Source organism: Desulfovibrio sp. SGI.169 (assembly GCF_050313595.1).
Lineage (GTDB): Bacteria > Desulfobacterota > Desulfovibrionia > Desulfovibrionales > Desulfovibrionaceae > Desulfovibrio.
Genome location: NZ_JBNPLS010000039.1, coordinates 1 through 17,840, shown reverse-complemented (window position 1 = coordinate 17,840; position 17,840 = coordinate 1). Strand labels below are relative to the sequence as shown.

Annotated in this window: 18 protein-coding genes, 1 tRNA gene, 1 pseudogene and 1 riboswitch; of the genes and pseudogenes, 7 read left to right on the top strand and 13 right to left on the bottom strand. The window is 64.9% G+C overall.

The genetic code is table 11. The features are described from left to right. Nucleotides 1-115: 115 nt before the first annotated feature. Nucleotides 116-787, bottom strand: a complete 672-nt coding sequence (locus tag ACQRA4_RS12680) for a hypothetical protein (RefSeq protein ID WP_427823430.1) — start codon at nt 785-787, stop codon at nt 116-118. 202 nt (nt 788-989) lie between these two features. Between ACQRA4_RS12680 and rfbF the strand changes: the two genes are divergently transcribed. From rfbF to ACQRA4_RS12665, 3 genes are all read left to right on the top strand, one after another. Continuing rightward, nucleotides 990-1,754, top strand: coding sequence for a glucose-1-phosphate cytidylyltransferase (gene rfbF / locus ACQRA4_RS12675; protein WP_427823429.1), 765 nt, complete (start codon nt 990-992; stop codon nt 1,752-1,754). A gap of 66 nt (nt 1,755-1,820) precedes the next feature. Next, entirely contained in the window at nt 1,821-2,954 is a 1,134-nt protein-coding gene (gene rfbG / locus ACQRA4_RS12670; RefSeq protein ID WP_427823428.1) for a CDP-glucose 4,6-dehydratase, read from the top strand. Continuing rightward, on the top strand, nt 2,954-3,466 hold the full coding sequence (locus ACQRA4_RS12665) for a dTDP-4-dehydrorhamnose 3,5-epimerase family protein (RefSeq protein ID WP_427823427.1): 513 nt from the start codon (nt 2,954-2,956) through the stop codon (nt 3,464-3,466). Before rfbG ends, ACQRA4_RS12665 begins: the two co-directional genes overlap by 1 nt. Nucleotides 3,467-3,474: 8 nt before the next feature. Here ACQRA4_RS12665 and cobI read toward each other — a convergent pair whose 3' ends face one another. From cobI to ACQRA4_RS12635, 6 genes are all read right to left on the bottom strand, one after another. After that, nucleotides 3,475-4,200 carry a precorrin-2 C(20)-methyltransferase gene (gene cobI, locus ACQRA4_RS12660; protein WP_427823426.1) on the bottom strand — a complete coding sequence of 242 codons (726 nt, stop codon included), beginning with the start codon at nt 4,198-4,200 and terminating at the stop codon, nt 3,475-3,477. Beyond that, entirely contained in the window at nt 4,197-5,087 is an 891-nt protein-coding gene (locus tag ACQRA4_RS12655; RefSeq protein ID WP_427823425.1) for an ABC transporter substrate-binding protein, read from the bottom strand. Before ACQRA4_RS12655 ends, cobI begins: the two co-directional genes overlap by 4 nt. Then, nucleotides 5,035-5,907 carry an ABC transporter ATP-binding protein gene (locus ACQRA4_RS12650; RefSeq protein ID WP_427823424.1) on the bottom strand — a complete coding sequence of 291 codons (873 nt, stop codon included), beginning with the start codon at nt 5,905-5,907 and terminating at the stop codon, nt 5,035-5,037. Before ACQRA4_RS12650 ends, ACQRA4_RS12655 begins: the two co-directional genes overlap by 53 nt. Further along, nucleotides 5,907-6,968, bottom strand: coding sequence for a FecCD family ABC transporter permease (locus tag ACQRA4_RS12645; protein WP_427823423.1), 1,062 nt, complete (start codon nt 6,966-6,968; stop codon nt 5,907-5,909). The genes ACQRA4_RS12650 and ACQRA4_RS12645 overlap by 1 nt, the downstream gene beginning before the upstream one ends. 123 nt (nt 6,969-7,091) lie before the next feature. Next, nucleotides 7,092-7,282: riboswitch (cobalamin riboswitch) on the bottom strand. Between the two features lie 20 nt (nt 7,283-7,302). Next, the gene (locus ACQRA4_RS12640) at nt 7,303-8,076 is read right to left on the bottom strand and encodes a polyphenol oxidase family protein (protein ID WP_427823422.1); all 774 of its coding nucleotides are present in this window, start codon (nt 8,074-8,076) and stop codon (nt 7,303-7,305) included. After that, a complete protein-coding gene (locus ACQRA4_RS12635) occupies nt 8,067-8,708 on the bottom strand; it encodes a 5-formyltetrahydrofolate cyclo-ligase (protein ID WP_427823421.1) in 642 nt (213 codons plus the stop codon). Before ACQRA4_RS12635 ends, ACQRA4_RS12640 begins: the two co-directional genes overlap by 10 nt. 72 nt (nt 8,709-8,780) lie before the next feature. Here ACQRA4_RS12635 and ACQRA4_RS12630 point away from each other — a divergent pair, with 72 nt between their 5' ends. The 4 genes from ACQRA4_RS12630 to ACQRA4_RS12615 all read left to right on the top strand — a co-directional run bounded on the left by ACQRA4_RS12630 (nt 8,781) and on the right by ACQRA4_RS12615 (nt 12,973). Beyond that, the gene (locus ACQRA4_RS12630; protein WP_427823420.1) at nt 8,781-9,470 is read left to right on the top strand and encodes a metallophosphoesterase; all 690 of its coding nucleotides are present in this window, start codon (nt 8,781-8,783) and stop codon (nt 9,468-9,470) included. 233 nt (nt 9,471-9,703) lie between these two features. Then, a complete protein-coding gene (locus tag ACQRA4_RS12625) occupies nt 9,704-12,229 on the top strand; it encodes an Rne/Rng family ribonuclease (RefSeq protein WP_427823419.1) in 2,526 nt (841 codons plus the stop codon). Beyond that, the gene (locus ACQRA4_RS12620) at nt 12,202-12,825 is read left to right on the top strand and encodes an epoxyqueuosine reductase QueH (RefSeq protein ID WP_427823418.1); all 624 of its coding nucleotides are present in this window, start codon (nt 12,202-12,204) and stop codon (nt 12,823-12,825) included. Before ACQRA4_RS12625 ends, ACQRA4_RS12620 begins: the two co-directional genes overlap by 28 nt. A gap of 72 nt (nt 12,826-12,897) precedes the next feature. Next, a tRNA-Asn gene (locus ACQRA4_RS12615) sits at nt 12,898-12,973 on the top strand. A 262-nt stretch (nt 12,974-13,235) separates the two neighbouring features. Here the strand turns inward: ACQRA4_RS12615 and ACQRA4_RS12610 are convergent. The 6 genes and pseudogenes from ACQRA4_RS12610 to ACQRA4_RS12585 all read right to left on the bottom strand — a co-directional run. Beyond that, a complete protein-coding gene (locus tag ACQRA4_RS12610) occupies nt 13,236-13,877 on the bottom strand; it encodes a class I SAM-dependent DNA methyltransferase (RefSeq protein WP_427823417.1) in 642 nt (213 codons plus the stop codon). After that, nucleotides 13,874-15,394 carry a ParB N-terminal domain-containing protein gene (locus ACQRA4_RS12605; protein ID WP_427823416.1) on the bottom strand — a complete coding sequence of 507 codons (1,521 nt, stop codon included), beginning with the start codon at nt 15,392-15,394 and terminating at the stop codon, nt 13,874-13,876. Before ACQRA4_RS12605 ends, ACQRA4_RS12610 begins: the two co-directional genes overlap by 4 nt. Then, entirely contained in the window at nt 15,381-15,560 is a 180-nt protein-coding gene (locus tag ACQRA4_RS12600) for a hypothetical protein (RefSeq protein ID WP_427823415.1), read from the bottom strand. Before ACQRA4_RS12600 ends, ACQRA4_RS12605 begins: the two co-directional genes overlap by 14 nt. Continuing rightward, nucleotides 15,529-15,816 (bottom strand): Com family DNA-binding transcriptional regulator, encoded by a 288-nt coding sequence (locus tag ACQRA4_RS12595; protein ID WP_427823414.1) that lies wholly within the window; start codon nt 15,814-15,816, stop codon nt 15,529-15,531. Before ACQRA4_RS12595 ends, ACQRA4_RS12600 begins: the two co-directional genes overlap by 32 nt. A gap of 264 nt (nt 15,817-16,080) precedes the next feature. Next, nucleotides 16,081-17,163: a tyrosine-type recombinase/integrase gene (locus ACQRA4_RS12590; RefSeq protein ID WP_427823413.1), complete on the bottom strand. Its 1,083-nt coding sequence runs from the start codon at nt 17,161-17,163 to the stop codon at nt 16,081-16,083. A gap of 337 nt (nt 17,164-17,500) precedes the next feature. Further along, nucleotides 17,501-17,840 (bottom strand): annotated as a pseudogene (locus ACQRA4_RS12585) (hypothetical protein); the annotation flags it as partial.

Genomic DNA, 17,840 nt, shown 5'->3' with positions numbered 1-17,840 from the left:
AAGTCTTTTTCATCGCAAATGAACCCGGCCACGACGCCGCAAAACCCTTGCGGGTTTTGCGGCGTCCACTTTTGCAAGCAGACACAGCTGCCGAGGCGAAGTTGACGGGGCTGCCCTAAATATTCACCACGCCGCTTCCAGAGGGCTTGTCGGCCCCCGCGCCGGGATGGCTCTTGCCCTTGTTTCCGCTGTCTCCGGCCGCGCCCTCCGCCGGCGACGCGGCAGCGTCCGCGGCGTAGGCTCTGGCCGTATTTTCCAGAATGGCCTGCCCCACCACCAGCCAGGCGTCACCCTTTTTGCGCAGGGCCAGCCAGCTGGTCATCCGGGTGGGCGTGGTCACTTTGGCCACCGCCGCCGTATCGCTCAGCTCAGTCACCTGAGCCTTTCTCAGCGCTTCAGTCTCCCAGGGGCAGTCCGGACTTTGCGCCTCGCGACACCGGGCCGCCAGTTCGCCGGTGCTTACGCCACGGGTGTACTGGCCCCGCAGGCTGTTTTCCATATTCAGCACGCTGCCCAGCAGATCATCCATGCCGCCCAGCCCCAGCATACGGCCCAGAGAGTCCAGGGAACTCAGGGCCTGATCCTCACGGGTCAGATTTTTGATCTGGTTGGTCGCGAACGTCTTCATGTCCAACTGGGCCAGGAAAGCCGCGCTGTCGTTTTTGTCCAGAGCATCGGCCAGCCTGTTCAGGGCTTTCTGCGGGCCGGAGGTGAAACAGGCTGCAAGCAAAGTCGTCAACAGGGCCGCCGCCAGAAGCAGGGGAGACGACCGACGCCATCTATTCATGATAATATCCTTTTGTCATGCGCCCGGGCGCGGTTATTCCGTTTCATCCGGAAAAACCATAACGCGCGGCCCGGCATAATGCAAAGCCCTGAAAACGGCGGCTGTCGCCCCGCCGGACGGGGCTTTTTTTCCGCGCGGCCTTCTGCTACAGGTAGGCAAGTTTCGCGGGGCGTCGCCCCGCAAGCGACGCCAGGAGGCATTTATGAAAGTGATCATCATGTGCGGCGGCAAAGGCACGCGCCTGCGCGAGGAAACCTCGGTCAAACCCAAGCCTATGGTGGAAATCGGCGGACGGCCCGTGCTCTGGCACATCATGTCCATTTACGCCCGCTTCGGCTTCAAGGATTTCATCCTGCCCCTGGGATACAAGGGCGAGGTCATCAAACAATATTTTCACGACTACAACATCCGCAACACGGACTTCACCGTGGAGCTCAAAAGCGGAGCCATAACCGCCCACCCGGGCCATATCGAAGACTGGCGGGTGACCCTCTGCGACACCGGGCAGGAAACCCTCAAGGGCGGCCGCATCAAACGCGTGGCCAGACATATCGACAGCGACCGCTTCATGGTCACCTACGGCGACGGCGTGGCGGATATTGATCTGAACAACCTGCTGGCATTCCACAAACAGGCCGGCGCCATCGGCACCTTCACCGGGGTGCGCATGCCTTCGCGCTTCGGCGCGGTGCGCACGGACGCGGCGGGCAAAATACTCTCCTGGGAGGAAAAGCCCGTGCTCAACGAATACATCAACTGCGGCTTTTTCGTCTTTGAACGCCGCTTTCTGGACTATCTGAGCGAGGACGAAAGCTGCGACCTGGAAAAGGAGCCCCTGCAGCGACTGGCCGCCGAGGGTCAGCTCTCCATGTATCCGCATCCCGGGCAATGGCAGTGCATGGATACCCTGCGCGACTCCCTGAAGCTGAATGAACTCTGGAACAGCGGTCGGGCCTTCTGGGCGTAGCGCGGGCCGGCTCTTTGCCGCGCGTCCGGGATAACAATTCCGTTTTTTTACGAGCAAGGATCAATCATGTTTGCCAACGCATATCAAGGACGCCGGGTCTTCGTCACCGGGCACACGGGTTTCAAGGGTTCCTGGCTGGCGGCCTGGCTCACGCGGCTGGGAGCGACAGTGTGCGGCTTTTCCAACGGCATTCCCACAGAGCCGTCGCATTTCGCGGCCATGAATCTGGGCGCGCATCTGGAAGACATGCGCGGCGACATACGCGACCGGCAGGCCATGATTGACGCCGTCCGGCGCTTCAGGCCGGAGGTGATTTTTCATCTGGCGGCCCAGGCCCTGGTGCGCAAGTCTTATGAAGACCCGGCCGGCACCTTTGAAGCCAATATGCTCGGCACCATGAACATGCTGGAAGCCGTGCGCGCCTGCCCCTCGGTACGGGCGGTGGTCATGATCACCTCGGACAAGTGCTACCGCAATGACGAATGGGTCTGGGGCTACCGCGAAACCGACCACCTGGGCGGTGTCGACCCCTATTCCGCCTCCAAGGGCTGCGCGGAAATCATCGCCCATTCCTATTTTCAGAGCTTTTTCAGGGAAGGGCCGGCCTGCGCCACCGTGCGCGCGGGCAATGTGATCGGCGGCGGCGACTGGGCCCTGGACCGCATCGTGCCCGACTGCGCGCGGGCCTGGGCCGAGGGCCGGGCCGTGCGGATACGCAGCCCGTGGGCCACGCGGCCCTGGCAGCTTGTGCTGGAACCGCTTTCCGGCTATCTCTGGCTGGGCGCGCGTCTGCTGGGCGACGACAAGGCCGGCGGCGCGACCCCCGGCCTGCCCTTTGACCCGCGCGGGCAGGCCTACAACTTCGGCCCGGCGGCGGATGTCAACAATACAGTGGCCGAGGTGGCGGCGGCCCTGGCCCGCCACTGGCCCGGCTTTGAGCATCAAGCGGACGAAGCCGGCCAGGCGGGCATGAAGGAATGCACCCTGCTCAAGCTCTGCTGCGACAAGGCCCTGGCCCATCTGGGCTGGAAGGCCACCCTCGGCTTTGACGAGACCATCCGCTATACCGCCGAGTGGTATCATCGCTTCTACCGGGGCCGGGACGGCCACACCCCGCCGGACATGCTGGATTTCACCCTGGGGCAGATCGCCGCCTACACCAACGCCGCCGAGCAGCGCGGCCAGATATGGACGCGCTGATGAACGCGCGCGCTCAGGAGCATGCGGCCGCGGACGCCGCCGCGCGGGATGTGGGCATTGCCGGCGCGCTCTTCCAGCCCCTGGCGGTGATTCCCGCGCCGGGCGGGCCAGTGCTGCGCATGCTGCGGCCTCAGTCGCCGCTGCTGCCCGATTTTGCAGGCGGTTTCGGCGAAATCTATTTTTCGGAAGTGCTGCCCGGCGCGGTGAAGGCCTGGAAGCGCCACCGCCGCCAGACCCAGCTTTTTGCCGTGCCGCGCGGCCTGCTCGCCATTGTGCTGTATGACGACCGGCCCGCGTCGCCCACATGCGGCGCGCTCTGCGAACTGGCGCTGGGCAGGCCGGAGCACTACGGCCTGCTGCGCATCCCGCCGGGGGTCTGGTACGGCTTCACGGCGCTGGGCGAGGAAACGGCCCTGATTTGCAACTGCGCGGACATTCCCCACGACCCGGCGGAAGGCGAACGCCGCCCGCCTGACGACGCGGGCATTCCCTATCGCTGGAAGCATGCCTGAAGCCGCCGTTACTCCGGCTTCATCGTCGGCTTTCGGCTTAAAATCAGCGACATATAGGGCGGTGTGCCGCCCGCGCCGCCCAGACCGTCCATACCGCGCCGAATGTCTTCCCCCGGCTGCTCCACACGGCTGGCCAGCAGGCTGTCCGCCTGGCGGCCCGTGGCCCGCAGGGCCTCGCAAATGGCGGGGAAATTCCGATAGGCCTTGAGAACCACCGCCGTGTCCGCGCCGCCCAGTTCCGCCGCCAGGCTCTCCCGTCCGTTGATGCCGGGCAGAACGCGCAGGCTCTCGCCGCCCTCGCAGAGCACGGTGGCCGTGCGCGCGGCGGCGGCCTGAAAAGAGGTGACGCCCGGCACAATCTCCACCGGCAGATGGGGCGCCATTTCCCGCAGGGTACGCAGCAGATAGCCGAACGTGCTGTAAATGAGCGGATCGCCAATGGTCAAAAAAGCCGCGTTTTCACCGCCCTCCAGCACCTCGCGGGCGGCCTGGGCGGCCTTGAGCCATGCCGCCCGCAAGACGCCGGCATCACGGGTCATGGGAAATTCCAGCCGCAGCAAACGCGCGTCAGGCCGCAGATGGGGGCGGGCCGTATCCAGAGCGGCGGAATAGTCATTGCGCGGCGAAGCCGCCGCCAGAATCACATCCACCGCGCGCAGCACGTTGACGGCGCGCAGGGTCAGCAGGTCGGACGCGCCGGGGCCCACGCCCACGCCATACAGAGTTCCGTTCATTGCTTTTCTCGCTCATCCGAGGGGTGTAACCATTTTTCCAGTTCTTCCGCCGCTTCCACCGAGGCGGGGCCGGGGCGGGCGAAGCGGCTCTCGTCCACCACCAGCACACGGCCCGCGCGCACGGCGCGCAAAGCCCGGTAATGGGCGCGCCCGGTCAGGGGTTGCGGGTCGGGATTCATGGGGCCTTTCTGAATCAGGTAGGCGTCCGGGTTTGCGCGAATCAAAGCCTCTTCATTGAAGCGCGCCAGCTTCTTGTCGTCATCGACCACGTTTTCACCGCCCGCCGCAACGATAATTTCATTCACAATGCTGCCCCGTCCGGCGGCCAGCAGGTTGGGATAACGCGCTTCATAAAAAACGCGCGGCGGCTTTCTGCCCGCGTTGCGCGCCCGCAACGCCGCCAGGCGCGCGCTCCAGTTCCGCAGCAGCCCGGCGGCCTGCCGCTCCCGGCCCGTGAGCCTTCCCAGCTTCTCCAGCACGGCAAACATCTTCTCGAAGGAATCCATCTCAAAGGTCAGCACATTGACGCCCAGCCCGCGCAGGGCCTCGGTCTGCAACAGGGCCTCGCGCCGTCCCGCGAGCTGAAGCACGATATCCGGCCTGCGGGCCACGATCAGTTCCACATTGGGCCGCATGTGCGTTCCGACGGCGGGCAGCCCGGCCAGTTCCGGCAGGCGCGCGTCGGCCACGGTGCGCGCCGCCAGCAGCTCGCGCGCGTCCAGGGCCAGCAGCAGTTCGCTGAAAGCGCCGTACAGGGCGATAACCCGCGTGGCGGGTTTGTCCAGCCGCACGGTGACGCCCGTATCGTCCGTCACCTCAATGGGCGGGGCGGCCTCAACCCGCCCCCCCGCCAGCAGGGCCAGACCCAGAAGCAGGGGCAGAAGCAAGGCCGCTCCACGGGCCGGACGCGCGATCCGGCAATGCCTGGGGCAAGCCCCAGCGGGGATGCGGAAAAACGCGGATGGGCGTGTCGTACAGGGCACTGAGATTCTCCTCGGTAAAAATCGCGGACGCGGGGCCGTCAAAAAGCACGCGTCCGTTTTTCAGGCCGATCAGCCGGGTGGCGTACAGAGAGGCCAGATTGCAATCGTGCATGACCATGAACAGGCAGGCCCCGGCGGCCCGGCGGCGCTCCAGCAGGTCAAACAGCTCCACCATGCGGGCCAGATCCAGCCCGGCGGCCAGTTCGTCCAGCAGCAGCAGGGGACTCTCCTGGGCCAGAGCCCGCGCCAGCAGCACCCGCTGCAATTCCCCGCCGGACAGTTCGTCCACGCGCCGCCCCGCCAGACCGGCGGCCCCGGTGGCGGCCAAAGCGCGTTCCGCGGCCTCATAATCCCGCCGCCCGTAGCCGCCCAGCCAGGAAAGATACGGATAGCGCCCCAGCAGCACCATTCGCCGCGCGCTCAGGCCGGGCGGGCATTCCGCGCGCTGCGGCACCACGGCGGCCAGCCGGGCGCGCTCGCGCGGGCGCAGACGCTCCACAGCCCTGCCGGCCAGCCATACGCCGCCGCTCAGGGGTCGCAACACGCCGGAAACGCAACGCAGCAGCGTCGTCTTGCCGCTGCCGTTGGGGCCAAGCAGGGCCACGCTTTCGCCGCCGCGCGCCTTCAGGCTTATGCCGCGCAGCACGGGCCGCCCGCCATAGCCCGCCGCCAGATCGCGCACATTCAGCAACGCTTTCCCTGACAAACGCCGTTTGCCGGACATCAGCGCCTCCGCACCAGCAGGGCAAAAAAGGGCCCGCCCAGCAGGGCCGTAACCACGCCCACCGGCAGCTCCTGACCGCCGTCCAGCACGCTGCGGGCCAGCACGTCTGCCCAGACAAGCAGCACGCCGCCGCCGAAAAAAGCGCCTGTCAGCAGGGGGCCGTGCCCCGGCCCCAGCAAGAGCCGCAGCACATGCGGCACAACCAGCCCCACAAAGCCGATCACCCCGGCCACGGCCACGCAACCCGCCGTCATGCAACTGGCCCCGGCCAAAAGCCAGAAGCGCGCCCGGCCCACATTGAGCCCCAGTTGCGCGGCCTGTTCGTCACCCAGCGAAAGCACGTCAAGAGCGCGCCAGCCCAGGCCCACAGCCAGCAAACCCGGCGCGGACGCGCCCAGCAGCAGGGGCAGGCTGTCCCAGCCCCGTCCCTGCAAAGAGCCCAGAATCCAGAATACGATGCTGGTCACGGACTCTTCGTTGAGCGCCTTGACCAGCGCCACCAGGGCCCCCAGAAAAGCGGCCACGGCAATGCCCGCCAGAATCACGCTTTCGCGGCCGAAATCTCCCCGCCCCCGTCCCAGCCACAGCGCGCCGCACAGGGCCAGCAGGGCGCCGCACAGGGCGGCCGGGGCCACCAGTCCGGCCTGGGAGAGCCCGAACGCGGCGGCCAGGCCGCCGCCCAGAGCGATGGCCATACTCGCCCCGCAGGCCGCGCCCGCGGAAATGCCCAGCGTGAAGGGATCGGCCAGGGGGTTGCGCAGCACGCCCTGAAGGGCCGCGCCCGCCACAGCCAGCGCCCCGCCGCACAAAGCCGCCAGACAGACCCGCGCCAGACGAATTTTTTCCACCACCAGCAGGCGGGCGGTCTCCACCGGCGCGTCGCTCAGGCCCAGACTGACGGCCAGCGCCCGAAAGACCTCGCCCGCGTCCAGCGGATACGGCCCCGGCAGGCAGGCCAGAGGCAGAGAAGCGAACCAGAGCGCGGCCAGCCCCGCCAGCGCGAGACGCGGAGAGCGTGATTCGGGCGACCCGGAAAAAGCGAAAACGACGTTTGCGGGCATATGCTGCGGGGCTTGCGCGGACAAAAAAAGCCTCTTCCATACTGGAAGAGGCCCGTATTTCCTCTGCCTGACCGGCAAAAACCCGTTGCCGGAGACGTTGCCGCGCCTGGAGCATCCGAAGCGCGGACATCTGGAACAACGGCAGGTCTTCCGGCTTGATCCCCTTGCCCCGGCCTTCCCGTTTCCAGTGGCGCGAGATGGGGCGTGGTTAATGGATCTCACGGCGGCGGGTCCGCTCCCGTTTCGCACGGGATTCCCTTTTCAAGCCGGCGCGCCGCTGCGGCGTCCCGGCTGCCGTTTCCACAAGGCACATTAGGCGCGGCGAAGTGCTCTGTCAATGCGGCTCGGCCGCGATCCAGATCAGGCTGGCCTGACGACCGGACCTTTTCTCCCGACGGTAAGAAAAAAACTGGTCGGGATTGGAGGCCGTGCAGAGATCCAGGCCGAAAATCTGGCATTCCGGCAGGCCCGCCTGCCGCAACTGATGGCGGGTCAGGCCCCAGAGGTTCATGGTTCGCGTCTGCGGGTCAAACCAGGGGCGAAAGGCATCCCCCCATTCCCGCTCAAAATTGACAAACTCCGCCCGTGCCGGGCCAAGGCTGGGGCCGCGCACGGCCAGCAGATCGCGGGCCTTGAGATTATAGCGCGCACAGAAACGGGCCACGCCCGTGCCCGGAAAATCGCAGCGGTTGCCCCGCCAGCCCGCGTGCAGGGCCGCCACATAGCGACCGCTTTTGTGCGCCAGCAGAATGGGCTGACAGTCCGCTGTCTTGATCAGCAGGCCCAGGCCGGGCCGGGAGGTGGCCATGCCGTCGCCCTCCGCAACGGGGCGGGCCTGGCAAGGCACGCTTTCCGGCTCAAAGAGCAGCGCGTCGCCATGCACCTGATTGAGTTCCGCCCAGGCCGTGAGGCCGCGCGTCCGCAGGGCCGCCAGCATGTCACGGCGATTGTCCGCCACGCGGCCCGCATCGTCCCCCGCGCTGAAGGAAATGTTGCCGCCGTCGTAAGCGTCGCGGTATCCGCCGTCAGGCATGGCGGCGCGCGCCTGAAAGGCGCAAGCGACATTTTCCAGACCGGGAAACTGAAAGGGAATGTACTTTACAGGCACAGGAATTGCTCTTCCGTGCAGAGATAGCGCACGCGCTGGTCCCACTGTTCGAGGGGCAGGTTTCTGATGATCTGGAAGGCGAAACACAGGCCCACGCGCGGGCAGGCCGGCATATTGTCCAGAAAGCGGTCATAATAGCCGCCGCCAAAGCCCAGGCGGCCGCCGCGCCGGTCAAAGGCCAGCCCCGGCAGCACCAGCAGATCCGGCCTGAAGCTCATGCCCGCCTCTTCCGGGCCCAGACCGGGCAAGCCGTCCTCCGGCTCACGCAGGCCGAAGGGGCCGGGCCGCAGTTGCCCCGGCCCCGCGCAGGCCACAAACTCCATACGCCCCGGCTCCCGGGGCCGGACACGCGGCAGCCAGACCGCGCGGCCGCTTTTCCAGGCCGCATCCAGCAGGCTGTCTGTGGACAATTCGCCCTTCAGCGCCACATAGAGCGCCACGGAACGCGCGTTGCGCCAGCAGGGGGCATCCATCAGACGTCGCTGCGCCTCCAGGCTGCGCGCCCGCGCCAGGCCCGGCGGTTGGTCGAGACGCAGCCTGCGCATGCGCTCACGCAGGGCTGTCTTGCGCGCCGCGACGGATGCGCCCTTTTCCATGGTGGGCAAAGCTGATGCGGTTTGTGCGGGATGCATGGCGGGCCTTTCCATCCGTGGCGAGTTATGGCAGGATTGCGTAACGATTTTTATAACAAAGGATGGGACGCCATGCCAAGTGCCGATACGCGGGATTACCTCTGGATCGCCGTGGGCGACATTCACGACGAGCCCGCCTGCTTCGGGCGGATTCCGGAACTGGCCCAGGCTGACGGCATCATCGTCACCGGCGACCTGACCATCACCGGCGGCGTCAAGCAGGCCGAACTGGTCATGGAGGCCCTGCGCGCCCGCGGCCTGCCGGTCTGGGCCCAGATCGGCAATATGGATCGGCCCGAAGTGGACGCATGGCTCAGCGAGCGGGGCTGGAATCTGCATACCATCACCCGTGAGCTGACGCCGGATACGGCCATTTTTGGCGTGGGGGCCTCCACCTTCACGCCTTTCGGCACGCCCAGCGAATTTCCCGAATCCGCATTCGCGGCCTGGCTGGACGCCTGCTGGCAACGCGCCCGGCGCTATCCGCACACGGTGCTGGTATCCCACAATCCGCCCAAGGATACGGCCTGCGACATCATACCCGGCGACATCCATGTGGGTTCCACGGCGGTGCGCGAATTTCTGGAGGAAGCCCAGCCCGACATCTGTCTGTGCGGTCATATCCATGAGGCCAGGGCCGTGGATCGCGTGGGGCGCACCGTGGTGGTCAACCCCGGCGCGCTGGCCCAGGGCGGTTATGTGGTGCTGCGCTCCAACTCGGGCCGCCTGTCCGCGGAACTGCGTGTGCTTGAACGTCGCTGACGCCGCCAGCGCGACCTCTTTTCGCCGCGTGTTCGCGCGGCGGGCGGGACGGGCTGCGCGGCTTCTTGCATATTTCCGCAAAAGACGTATCTTGTAAAAACAAGGTTCGGCATGCCCGCGGCAAATGCGCGCCCGCGACGGCGCTGCTGCCGCGCTGTCTCAACGAGGCCCGGCTGGCCGATCCACGAATTTTTTGCGGCGCTGTTTTTCAGGCTGCCGCCAGAAGGATTTTCATGACCACTGACCAGGATTTTTCCGTGGCCGCGTCCCACGCCACGGATGGCGCAAGCCAGGACGCATCTTCCGTATCTTCCGCTTCCACAGGCCCCGCCGCCTCTGGCGAGGCCCCGGCGGAAGCCCCCGCTCCCAAACGCCGCGCATCCTCCCGCAGCTCCAGAAAGCCCGCCGTCCAAAACGGCGAGGCGGCGACAACGCCCGCTGCCGATGCCCCCCCGGAAAGCCCCGCGAACGCTCCCGCGCGCAAAGCGCGCGGCGGCGGACGCGCGGCGGCCAAAAGCGCGGAAGGCGGCGAGGAAAGCGCGGCCCCAAGACCGCGCGCGCCGAAACGGGCTGCGGGCAAAAGCCGCGCGGCCAGGGTCGAGGCAGAAAGCGGCCCCACGGCCCCGGCGGAATCCGGGCCGAATGACGTTGAGGCCGCACCGGCAAGCGCCGCCAGGCCCGCTCCCGGTCGCGCCCGCAGCGCCACGCGAGCCACCACGCGCAGCCCGCGCGCCCAGAAAGCCGCTACGCCCGCAACCTCCGCACAAGGCGACGCCGCCCCGGCCCCGACGGCGGAAGAAAGCCCATCCGAGGCCAAACCCACGGCGGACGCCCCCGCCGCCAAAAGCCCCAAGAGGGCTTCCCGAACCAGAAAAGCCCCGGCGGCGTCGGACGTGACGCTGGAATCAACCGAACAGACACTGCCGGAAGAAACCTTGCCCCTGGAAGCCGTGGAAGCCGATGAGGCCACAGCGGCCGAAAGCGGAAGCGAAGACGCCGCTGAAACGCACCGCCGCAAAAGCCGTCGCGGACGGCGTGGCGGGCGTGGCCGAAGCCGCAAAAGCCGCGCGCCCGCCACGGATGAAACAGGCGAGAATGAAGCCGCCGTGGACGAACACGAAGCGTTTGCCCGGCAAGAAGGCGACATCGACGAGGCCGAGGCCCCCTCACCGGCTGACGCCGGCGAAGCCGCCGCCGAAGCGCCCGCCCCCAAGAGCGCCAAAAAAAGCAAAAGCGCCCCGGCCGCCGGCAACGAAAGCGGCAAAAAAACCGCCACACGCGCCGCGTCGGCCAGGGCCAGAGCTGACGCGACAGCGGGCAAGCGGCGCATGTTCATCAGCGTCCTGCCCGGCGAACAGGTGGAAGTGGCCCTGGCCGAAGAGGGCCGCCTGCTGGAGTATTATCTGGACATGCTTCACCAGCGCAAGATCAAGGGCAATATCTACAAGGGCGTCATCCACAATATCGACACCAATCTTCAGGCCGCCTTTGTAAGCTACGGCGCGGGCAAGAACGGCTTTTTGCAGATTGATGAAATCCACCCCGAATACTGGCAGGCCCACCACGAACCGGCCAAGGGCAAAAAATTTCCTCCTATCCAGAAAGTGCTCAAGGCCGGCCAGGAAGTGCTGGTGCAGGTGGTCAAGGAACCCACCGGCAACAAGGGCGCGTTTCTGACCACCTGGCTGTCGCTGGCCGGGCGTTTTCTGGTGCTCACGCCGGGGCAGGAGCAGATCGGCGTTTCCCGCAAGGTGGAAAGCGACGAGGAACGCGCCCGCCTGCGCGACATGATGAACGGCATTGACCCCGGCCAGGGTCTGGGCGTCATCGTGCGCACGGTGAGCGCGGGCACCACCAAGACCACGCTGAAAACCGATCTTCAGTATCTGAAGCGCCTCTGGCGCGACATACGCAAAAAGGCCACCGAGGTCGCCGCGCCGGCCCTGATTCATCAGGAACCCGGCCTCTCTGAACGCGCGGTGCGCGACTACCTTACCGATGACGTCTGTGAAATCTGGGTGGACAATGAGGATGTGGCCCAGGGCATCCGCGACACGGCCAATCTGCTCTTTCCGCGCAAAAAAGACCTGGTGCGCCTGCACGGCGATATCCGCCAGTCCATGTGGGAGCGCTTCAACCTGCGCCGCCAGCTGGATCAGATATATTCCCGCGAAGTGACCCTGCCCTCGGGCGGTCGTCTGGTCTTTGACCAGACCGAGGCCCTGATGGCCATCGACATCAATTCCGGCAAAATTTCCGGCAAGGGCAATTTTGAGGCTATGGCCTACAAAACCAATATGGAGGCCGCCGAAACCATCGCCCGCCAGCTTCGCTTGCGCGATATAGGCGGTCAGGTGGTCATCGACTTTATTGAAATGCGCGACAAGAAGCATGTGCTGGAGGTGGAAAAAACCCTGCGCCAGGCCATGAAAAACGACCGCGCCCGCCACGATGTGGCCCGCATGAGTTCCTTTGGCCTGCTGGAGCTGGTGCGCCAGCGCACTGGTTCTTCGGCGCTGGCCATCACTATGGAGCCCTGCCCGGCCTGCGGCGGCACAGGCCAGCGCCGCAACCTGGAATGGCAGGCCCTGCAGGGCCTGCGCGAACTGCGCCGCATGCTGCGCGCCTCCAACGGCGAAAAATGCGTTTTTGAAACCTCGCGTGAACTGGGGCTCTATCTGCTCAATCACAAGCGCGATACCCTGCGCGAAATGGAGCAGGATTTCGGAAAATGCCTGGAAATAGCGATTCGCACCTAGAGCGCACGGCAAGGCGCGGCTGCGACAGCCTGCTGCTGCATGTCTGCTGTGGACCGTGCGCCATCATGCCCATCACCCGCCTGCTGGACGAGGGCTATACGGTTACGGCCTGGTTCATGAATCCCAATGTGCAACCGCTGGCGGAATATCTGCGGCGGCGCGAAGCCGCCGGGCAGTGCGCCGAGCGGCTGGGTACGGAAATTCTGTATGCGGACGCGGCATGGGACATTACAGCCTGGCTGCGCGCCGTGGCCGGACGGGACGAAGCGCCCGCGCGTTGCGCCTGGTGCTGTGAAAGCCGCATGGAGGCCGCCTTTGCCCAGGCGGCCTCGCTGGGCTTCGCCCACTTCAGCAGCAGCCTGCTCTACTCCCGCTATCAGCCGCACGAGGTTATCGCCGCGGCGGGCCGCCGCCTGGCGGAAAAAGGCGGCCCCGGCTTTGTCTACCGTGATTTTCGTGCAGACTGGCAGGCCGGCATTGACCTCTCCAGAGAGTGGGGCCTGTACCGTCAGCCCTACTGCGGCTGCGTCTACAGCGAGGCGGATCGCTACCGCAAGCAGCTTGAACGCTGCAAGAAAACGGCGGCGCTTCACTGATTTTTACAGAATCGCATATTTTCGCTTGACCTTGCGAAGGCTTTTCCGTAAAAGACTTCTTGCCTTCAATGATCCCCGATAGCTCAATCGGCAGAGCGGGTGACTGTTAATCACTAGGTTGGCGGTTCAAGTCCGTCTCGGGGAGCCAATTCCAAATCCGAGGAAGCCCCACAAGGCCCCAAAAAGCCTTGTGGGGCTTCTTTTTTCTCCTTTGTGACGCTCCACGGCCATCCGGTCACATCCGTCGGCACGCCTGCCGTCAGGCTGTGAGGGCGCAAGAGAAATGAGAATCTCCCGCACGAGAAATGAGAACGTGCCAGAGCATTTTTTCTGCTTTGGCACGTTTTTTGAATTAAGATTTTCGGGGCGTGGCCTGCGTGTCAGAACAGACACAAAAACACGTCCATTTTTCAGCCTTCAATAATCCAGCCCGCGAAGTCCCCGAACCTGAAAACCTCCACGGCATCCTCTCCCAGTTCTCCGGGATAAAGCGGGCGCTGAATCCCCGAAAGGGAGAGTTCCTTTCTGACCACGGCTCCGGGTTCCGCGCCCTGGTCCAGCTTGGAAGTCCAGGTCAGCCTTGCCAGCACCGTGGCCGGATAGCCGCCGGGCGGCACCAGCTTGTCAAAGACGATGATGGCCCCGCCGGGGCGTAGCTGCTGCCGCAGACGAGCCAGCAGTTTTCTCCGGGCGGGAACGGCCAGAAACATGAACACCAGAAAGGCCACGGCCACGTCGAAGGGCTTGTAGTCGAACCGCGTTATGTCGGCCCGCAGCGCCCGCCCCGGCGCATTGTACGCCTCCACCATATCCGGGCATTCATCCAGAGCCGTCAGCCGCGCACAACGCGCCTCAAGCGTGGGAGCAAGCACGCGGCCCACATTGCCCGTGGACGCGCCAAGGTCATAGACCTTTCCCTCTTTCGGGATATATTGCCGGGCTATCAGGCCCATGGCGGCGCTGGCCAGCTCATACCAGGGCAGTTGTTCCCGCACATGGCCGTCAAACTCCCCGGCGAAGCCATGAAACGTCCAGTCATGCCCCTGACTCATACATCCTCCAGGGACAGTCCGAGCCGTTGGGAAAACGACTTGAGGGCCAGACGGACAAGCCCCATTCGTTGGCCGTCCGGGTACGGGAGGTCAAATTCAAAGCGCAGGCTTTCCGCCAGTTCTCGCGGATGCCATGCCAGCGGCCTGCGGCAGCGAACCGTCACCATGCCGTCGGACAATCCGACCTCCACAGAGCCGAAAAACCGGCTCCACAATTCCAGCCATTCCGCTTCTTCAAAGAACTTCTGCGCCTTGGGTGCCGTGGCGATATCTCCCAGAATGACGCCTTTTTCCATATCCAGCGGAAAATTGCACGCTCTGGACGCTCTCTGACTTGTAGCTTCCCCATCCGTGAACCAGCGCCACGAACTGCTTTTTGTTCCGCGCGCCGCCGCGCATACCAGTGTTTCCGGGCCGCACAGGGCCGCCACAATGCGCAGAATATGTTCCCTGTCCTCCGGGAAAGGCACGCTGTTCAGAACGCTGGAAACGAAAATGGCGCTGAACGGCGTACCCGCCCGCACAGCGGAAAGAAAACCCATGGCCGATGCCCGGCCCTTTTCCCGGTTGACCGTGTTTTCATCGGCGGGATACGGCTCAAACTCCGTCACACGGATCCCCACGTCCCGGAGCATCCGGGCCTCGTCGCCCTGGCCGGAGCCGAAATCCAGCACGCTTTCCCCACAGACGGACTTCCATTTTGTCATGAACGGTTCATCCAGGCGCACGTCCGAAAGTCGCTTGTGCCGGTACACCGGCAGCACGAACGCCCGTCCCAGGTAGGTGCGACGCAGCCATTTCCGCCGGAACGCGCCGTAGCGCAGAAAATCGGCATTGTCGCCAGTGAAACGAAAATCCATGCTCAAAAGGTTCAGCATGGCGCGGGCCAGTTCGGCCCGCTCTTCGTCCAGCGTGACCACGGCTATTTCCTTCCGGCCCTTGCGGGCTGCGGCCTCCAGTCTGCCCACGCCATTGATGACCGTACCGTCCGGCGTGACCACGATGGGCAGGTGAACATGAAGCCGGGCCAGCATTCTGCCCACATTGGCGGCATGACGCACGAAGTGGGACACATTGCGCCGGGCAAGGGGCAGAACGTCTTGCATCTCAGCGGCTATGCAGGGGCAGAACGCCGGGCTGTCCGGGGCTATGTCCGGCAGCGTTGCGGCCAGGGAATGAACGTCCGCCCCGCGCAGGGCCGCGCCCATGTCCCGCTCGGTATCCTGCACGGCTATGTCGTTGGTGGCCCGGTTGAACAGGATATTGATGCCGCGCCGTCTCTCTTCCGGCACGTCCACGCGCAGCACGGGCACGCGGGCGGCTCCCATGTCCACGGCCACGGCGTGCCGCTGATGCCCGGAAAGGATTTCTCCGTCCGGCGTGGCCACCAGCGGCAGGAGAAAGCCCAGCTTGCGCAGGGAGAGCCGTACCAGTTCCAGGCGTTCCGCGTCGGCCTCGCGGGGATTGTACAAGGCGGGCCGCAGGGCGGAAACGGGCAGAAGCTCAATGCTGTTCATAACCCAGCCTCCGCAAAATTTCCGCCTTGATTTCCCTGTCGGTGAAGCCAGCCCCGGTCATAAGCTCCGCTTCCCACTTTCTGAAAGCTTCGCATGTAACCGGGATGCGGTAGGGGCCCACAATGATGATGGTTTCACTTTCCGATTTCTTTTTCGGAATCAGCATAAAACGCTCCGTTCTGGCCGTCGGACGGCTCGGAGCAGGGGCTAAAATCCCTCACATGATTCAGCGTGCCGCAGCGGGGGCACTTGATTTCCAGATCGCGGGCGGTTCCTTTGCCCAGCAGCTTGTTGCAATGACCACAGCGAATTTCCTTCTTTTCCTTCATTTTCAGCGGTTCCAGCGGTTGCCCCAGGCGTTCCGCCGTGCTAGACCATGCCTTGTCCCTCGCGGACAGACACGACAGGCGGATACTCTGCAAGCGGCTTTCTTCCGCTTGTGGGGCCGTGGTGGGCTTGCCCAAGCCCGCCGGTGGGGGCGGCCCGCGCCCCCGCCTCTGTCAGCCCTCACTATGCCGGAAAAATCCGCGTCATGCCCGGAAACAGCGCGTTCCATGCGAAGAAAATTTAGGGGTTTTTGTTGCCTTCGGCGGGGTGTGCGTTCGGCATCGGTTGCAGCTCTCCGAAATCAGGACTCAGTGCGCCTTTGCCGGTGCCAGCGCACGGTCTGTCGCGCGACGCCCATCTTACGGCTGATGACCGCATCCGACTCGCTCCAGTCCCAGTGACGGGGCCGCATTTACGGCCTTGCGGCGCGCTTTGGCGCTGGTGTGGCGGTAAAACCGCACAATCATTTTTTCATCGCTGTGCCCCATGATTTCCGCGATACACTTCAGCTCAGCCCCATAGTCCAGCGCCCGGCTGGCGAATGCATGACGCAGGTCATAGGGCCTGATGCGGCGCGTAATTCCGGCCCGGCGCAGGGCATTGCGCCATCCCCGGCTGATGCTGCGCACGGGCTGGCCCTTATAGTGGATGACTAGGGTGTAGCCCTGCGCGGCATCCTCCGCTGCCCAGCGGCGCAGGAGCGTGAGGATGTCGGGCCGCAGGGGCACTTCGCGCGCTTCCAGGGCCGCGCCCTTGCTGGCATTGGGCATCCGCAGGACTGCGCCTTTGAGGTCTACGTCTGTCCAGCGCAGGCGAAACAGCTCGCTCGGCCCGATACGCGCCCCCGTGGCCATGCCCAGGGCGATGACGCGCCGCACATGGGGCGCGGCGGCCGCATAGAGCAGCCGTGCCTCGCGGGCTGTGGGCGGGTCAGGAGTCTGCGGAGCCTGAGTGGGCAGGCGCAGGCTGGCAAGCGGATTGACGGGGAGCAGGCCCCAGCGCGCAGCCCAGCGGAACGCCGCGCGCACAATGCCCATGCGCCGGTATGCCGTGCTTTTGCTCACCCCGCGTTTTGCCTGGAGGTCGAGGAAGGCCGCCACGTCCTCCACGGTGAGGCAGTGGGCTTTGCGAGCACCGAAAATGTCAGCAAAAAGGCGCAGGTGATAGGCGCTGGCCGCGCGCGTGGTGGGATTGTCCAGGCTCTCCAGATAACGGCGCAGCAGCTCGGCAACCGTGGGGCTTGTCGGGCGGCTCTGGCTGTGCTTGCGGCGGACTGCTTTAATGATGGCGCGCTCGCGTTCGTAAATGGATTCCTGCGCTGTGTAAAACGCCTGCGCATCCGCCTCTTCCGTAAATGCCCGCTGGCGCGGGCGACCGCTCCAGGGTTCGCGAAATTTCACCAGCCAGGGCTTCTTTTTGTAGCGAAGAAAAATGATGGGCATCCGTTACCTCCTTTGGGGAGGCTTATCGGATGCCCGTATGGACACAGGGGAAATGGGGAGGAGTCCAGTTTTTCCGAAATTGGATGCTGGGGGGAGATCGGGAAGCGGGGAGCTGGGGCAGAGACGAAATCAGGAACATAGAAGGCTCGACCGCCAACATGCCAAACAAAGGGTCTACAGGCTATGTGGGCGGTGCCTTCACAATCAAGGGTTTAGGTGGCGGCGCAGCGTTTAATGACGGGGGATCAGCATACATCCAGCATCTGTTTAACGCCGCCAATGTCGTGCCTACTGGCCCGCAGAACGTGCCCCAGCATATCTGGCAGCCTGTAATCATTTATCTCGGACGGCCCAAATAGATAATGACAGGCTGCCGGACATGGGACGGCACTGTCTCTGTGCCGCTGCGTGCCACACGAGCGGAGTCAAAATCAATTGGGGCATACGCCCATGCCTTTGACTGATCCCCCGACGGAAACCTGCTTTGCGAGTCCTGCGTCGGCCCCGCCGTAAAACCAAAAACACCGGATGCGACCAGTTGATAATCAAGTAAAAATCCCTGATTTGGCGCACTCTCCCGGTAAAATCCGCCAGTGAGCCGCTGCATCTGGTCTTCGCCCCACGCGCCCGCGTCCATTCCTTGCTCCAGCGCCCAATTTCGGAAAAACTGGCCGCCA

Coding starts and splice junctions, on each gene's coding strand:
- rfbG (WP_427823428.1), top strand. CDS start 1,821: ATGTTTGCCAACGCATATCAAGGACGCCGGGTCTTCGTCACCGGGCAC.
- ACQRA4_RS12625 (WP_427823419.1), top strand. CDS start 9,704: ATGACCACTGACCAGGATTTTTCCGTGGCCGCGTCCCACGCCACGGAT.
- ACQRA4_RS12635 (WP_427823421.1), bottom strand. CDS start 8,708: ATGCATCCCGCACAAACCGCATCAGCTTTGCCCACCATGGAAAAGGGC.
- ACQRA4_RS12620 (WP_427823418.1), top strand. CDS start 12,202: ATGCCTGGAAATAGCGATTCGCACCTAGAGCGCACGGCAAGGCGCGGC.
- ACQRA4_RS12610 (WP_427823417.1), bottom strand. CDS start 13,877: ATGAGTCAGGGGCATGACTGGACGTTTCATGGCTTCGCCGGGGAGTTT.
- rfbF (WP_427823429.1), top strand. CDS start 990: ATGAAAGTGATCATCATGTGCGGCGGCAAAGGCACGCGCCTGCGCGAG.
- ACQRA4_RS12630 (WP_427823420.1), top strand. CDS start 8,781: ATGCCAAGTGCCGATACGCGGGATTACCTCTGGATCGCCGTGGGCGAC.
- ACQRA4_RS12590 (WP_427823413.1), bottom strand. CDS start 17,163: ATGCCCATCATTTTTCTTCGCTACAAAAAGAAGCCCTGGCTGGTGAAA.
- ACQRA4_RS12680 (WP_427823430.1), bottom strand. CDS start 787: ATGAATAGATGGCGTCGGTCGTCTCCCCTGCTTCTGGCGGCGGCCCTG.
- ACQRA4_RS12600 (WP_427823415.1), bottom strand. CDS start 15,560: ATGCTGATTCCGAAAAAGAAATCGGAAAGTGAAACCATCATCATTGTG.
- ACQRA4_RS12645 (WP_427823423.1), bottom strand. CDS start 6,968: ATGCCCGCAAACGTCGTTTTCGCTTTTTCCGGGTCGCCCGAATCACGC.
- ACQRA4_RS12665 (WP_427823427.1), top strand. CDS start 2,954: ATGAACGCGCGCGCTCAGGAGCATGCGGCCGCGGACGCCGCCGCGCGG.
- ACQRA4_RS12650 (WP_427823424.1), bottom strand. CDS start 5,907: ATGTCCGGCAAACGGCGTTTGTCAGGGAAAGCGTTGCTGAATGTGCGC.
- cobI (WP_427823426.1), bottom strand. CDS start 4,200: ATGAACGGAACTCTGTATGGCGTGGGCGTGGGCCCCGGCGCGTCCGAC.
- ACQRA4_RS12605 (WP_427823416.1), bottom strand. CDS start 15,394: ATGAACAGCATTGAGCTTCTGCCCGTTTCCGCCCTGCGGCCCGCCTTG.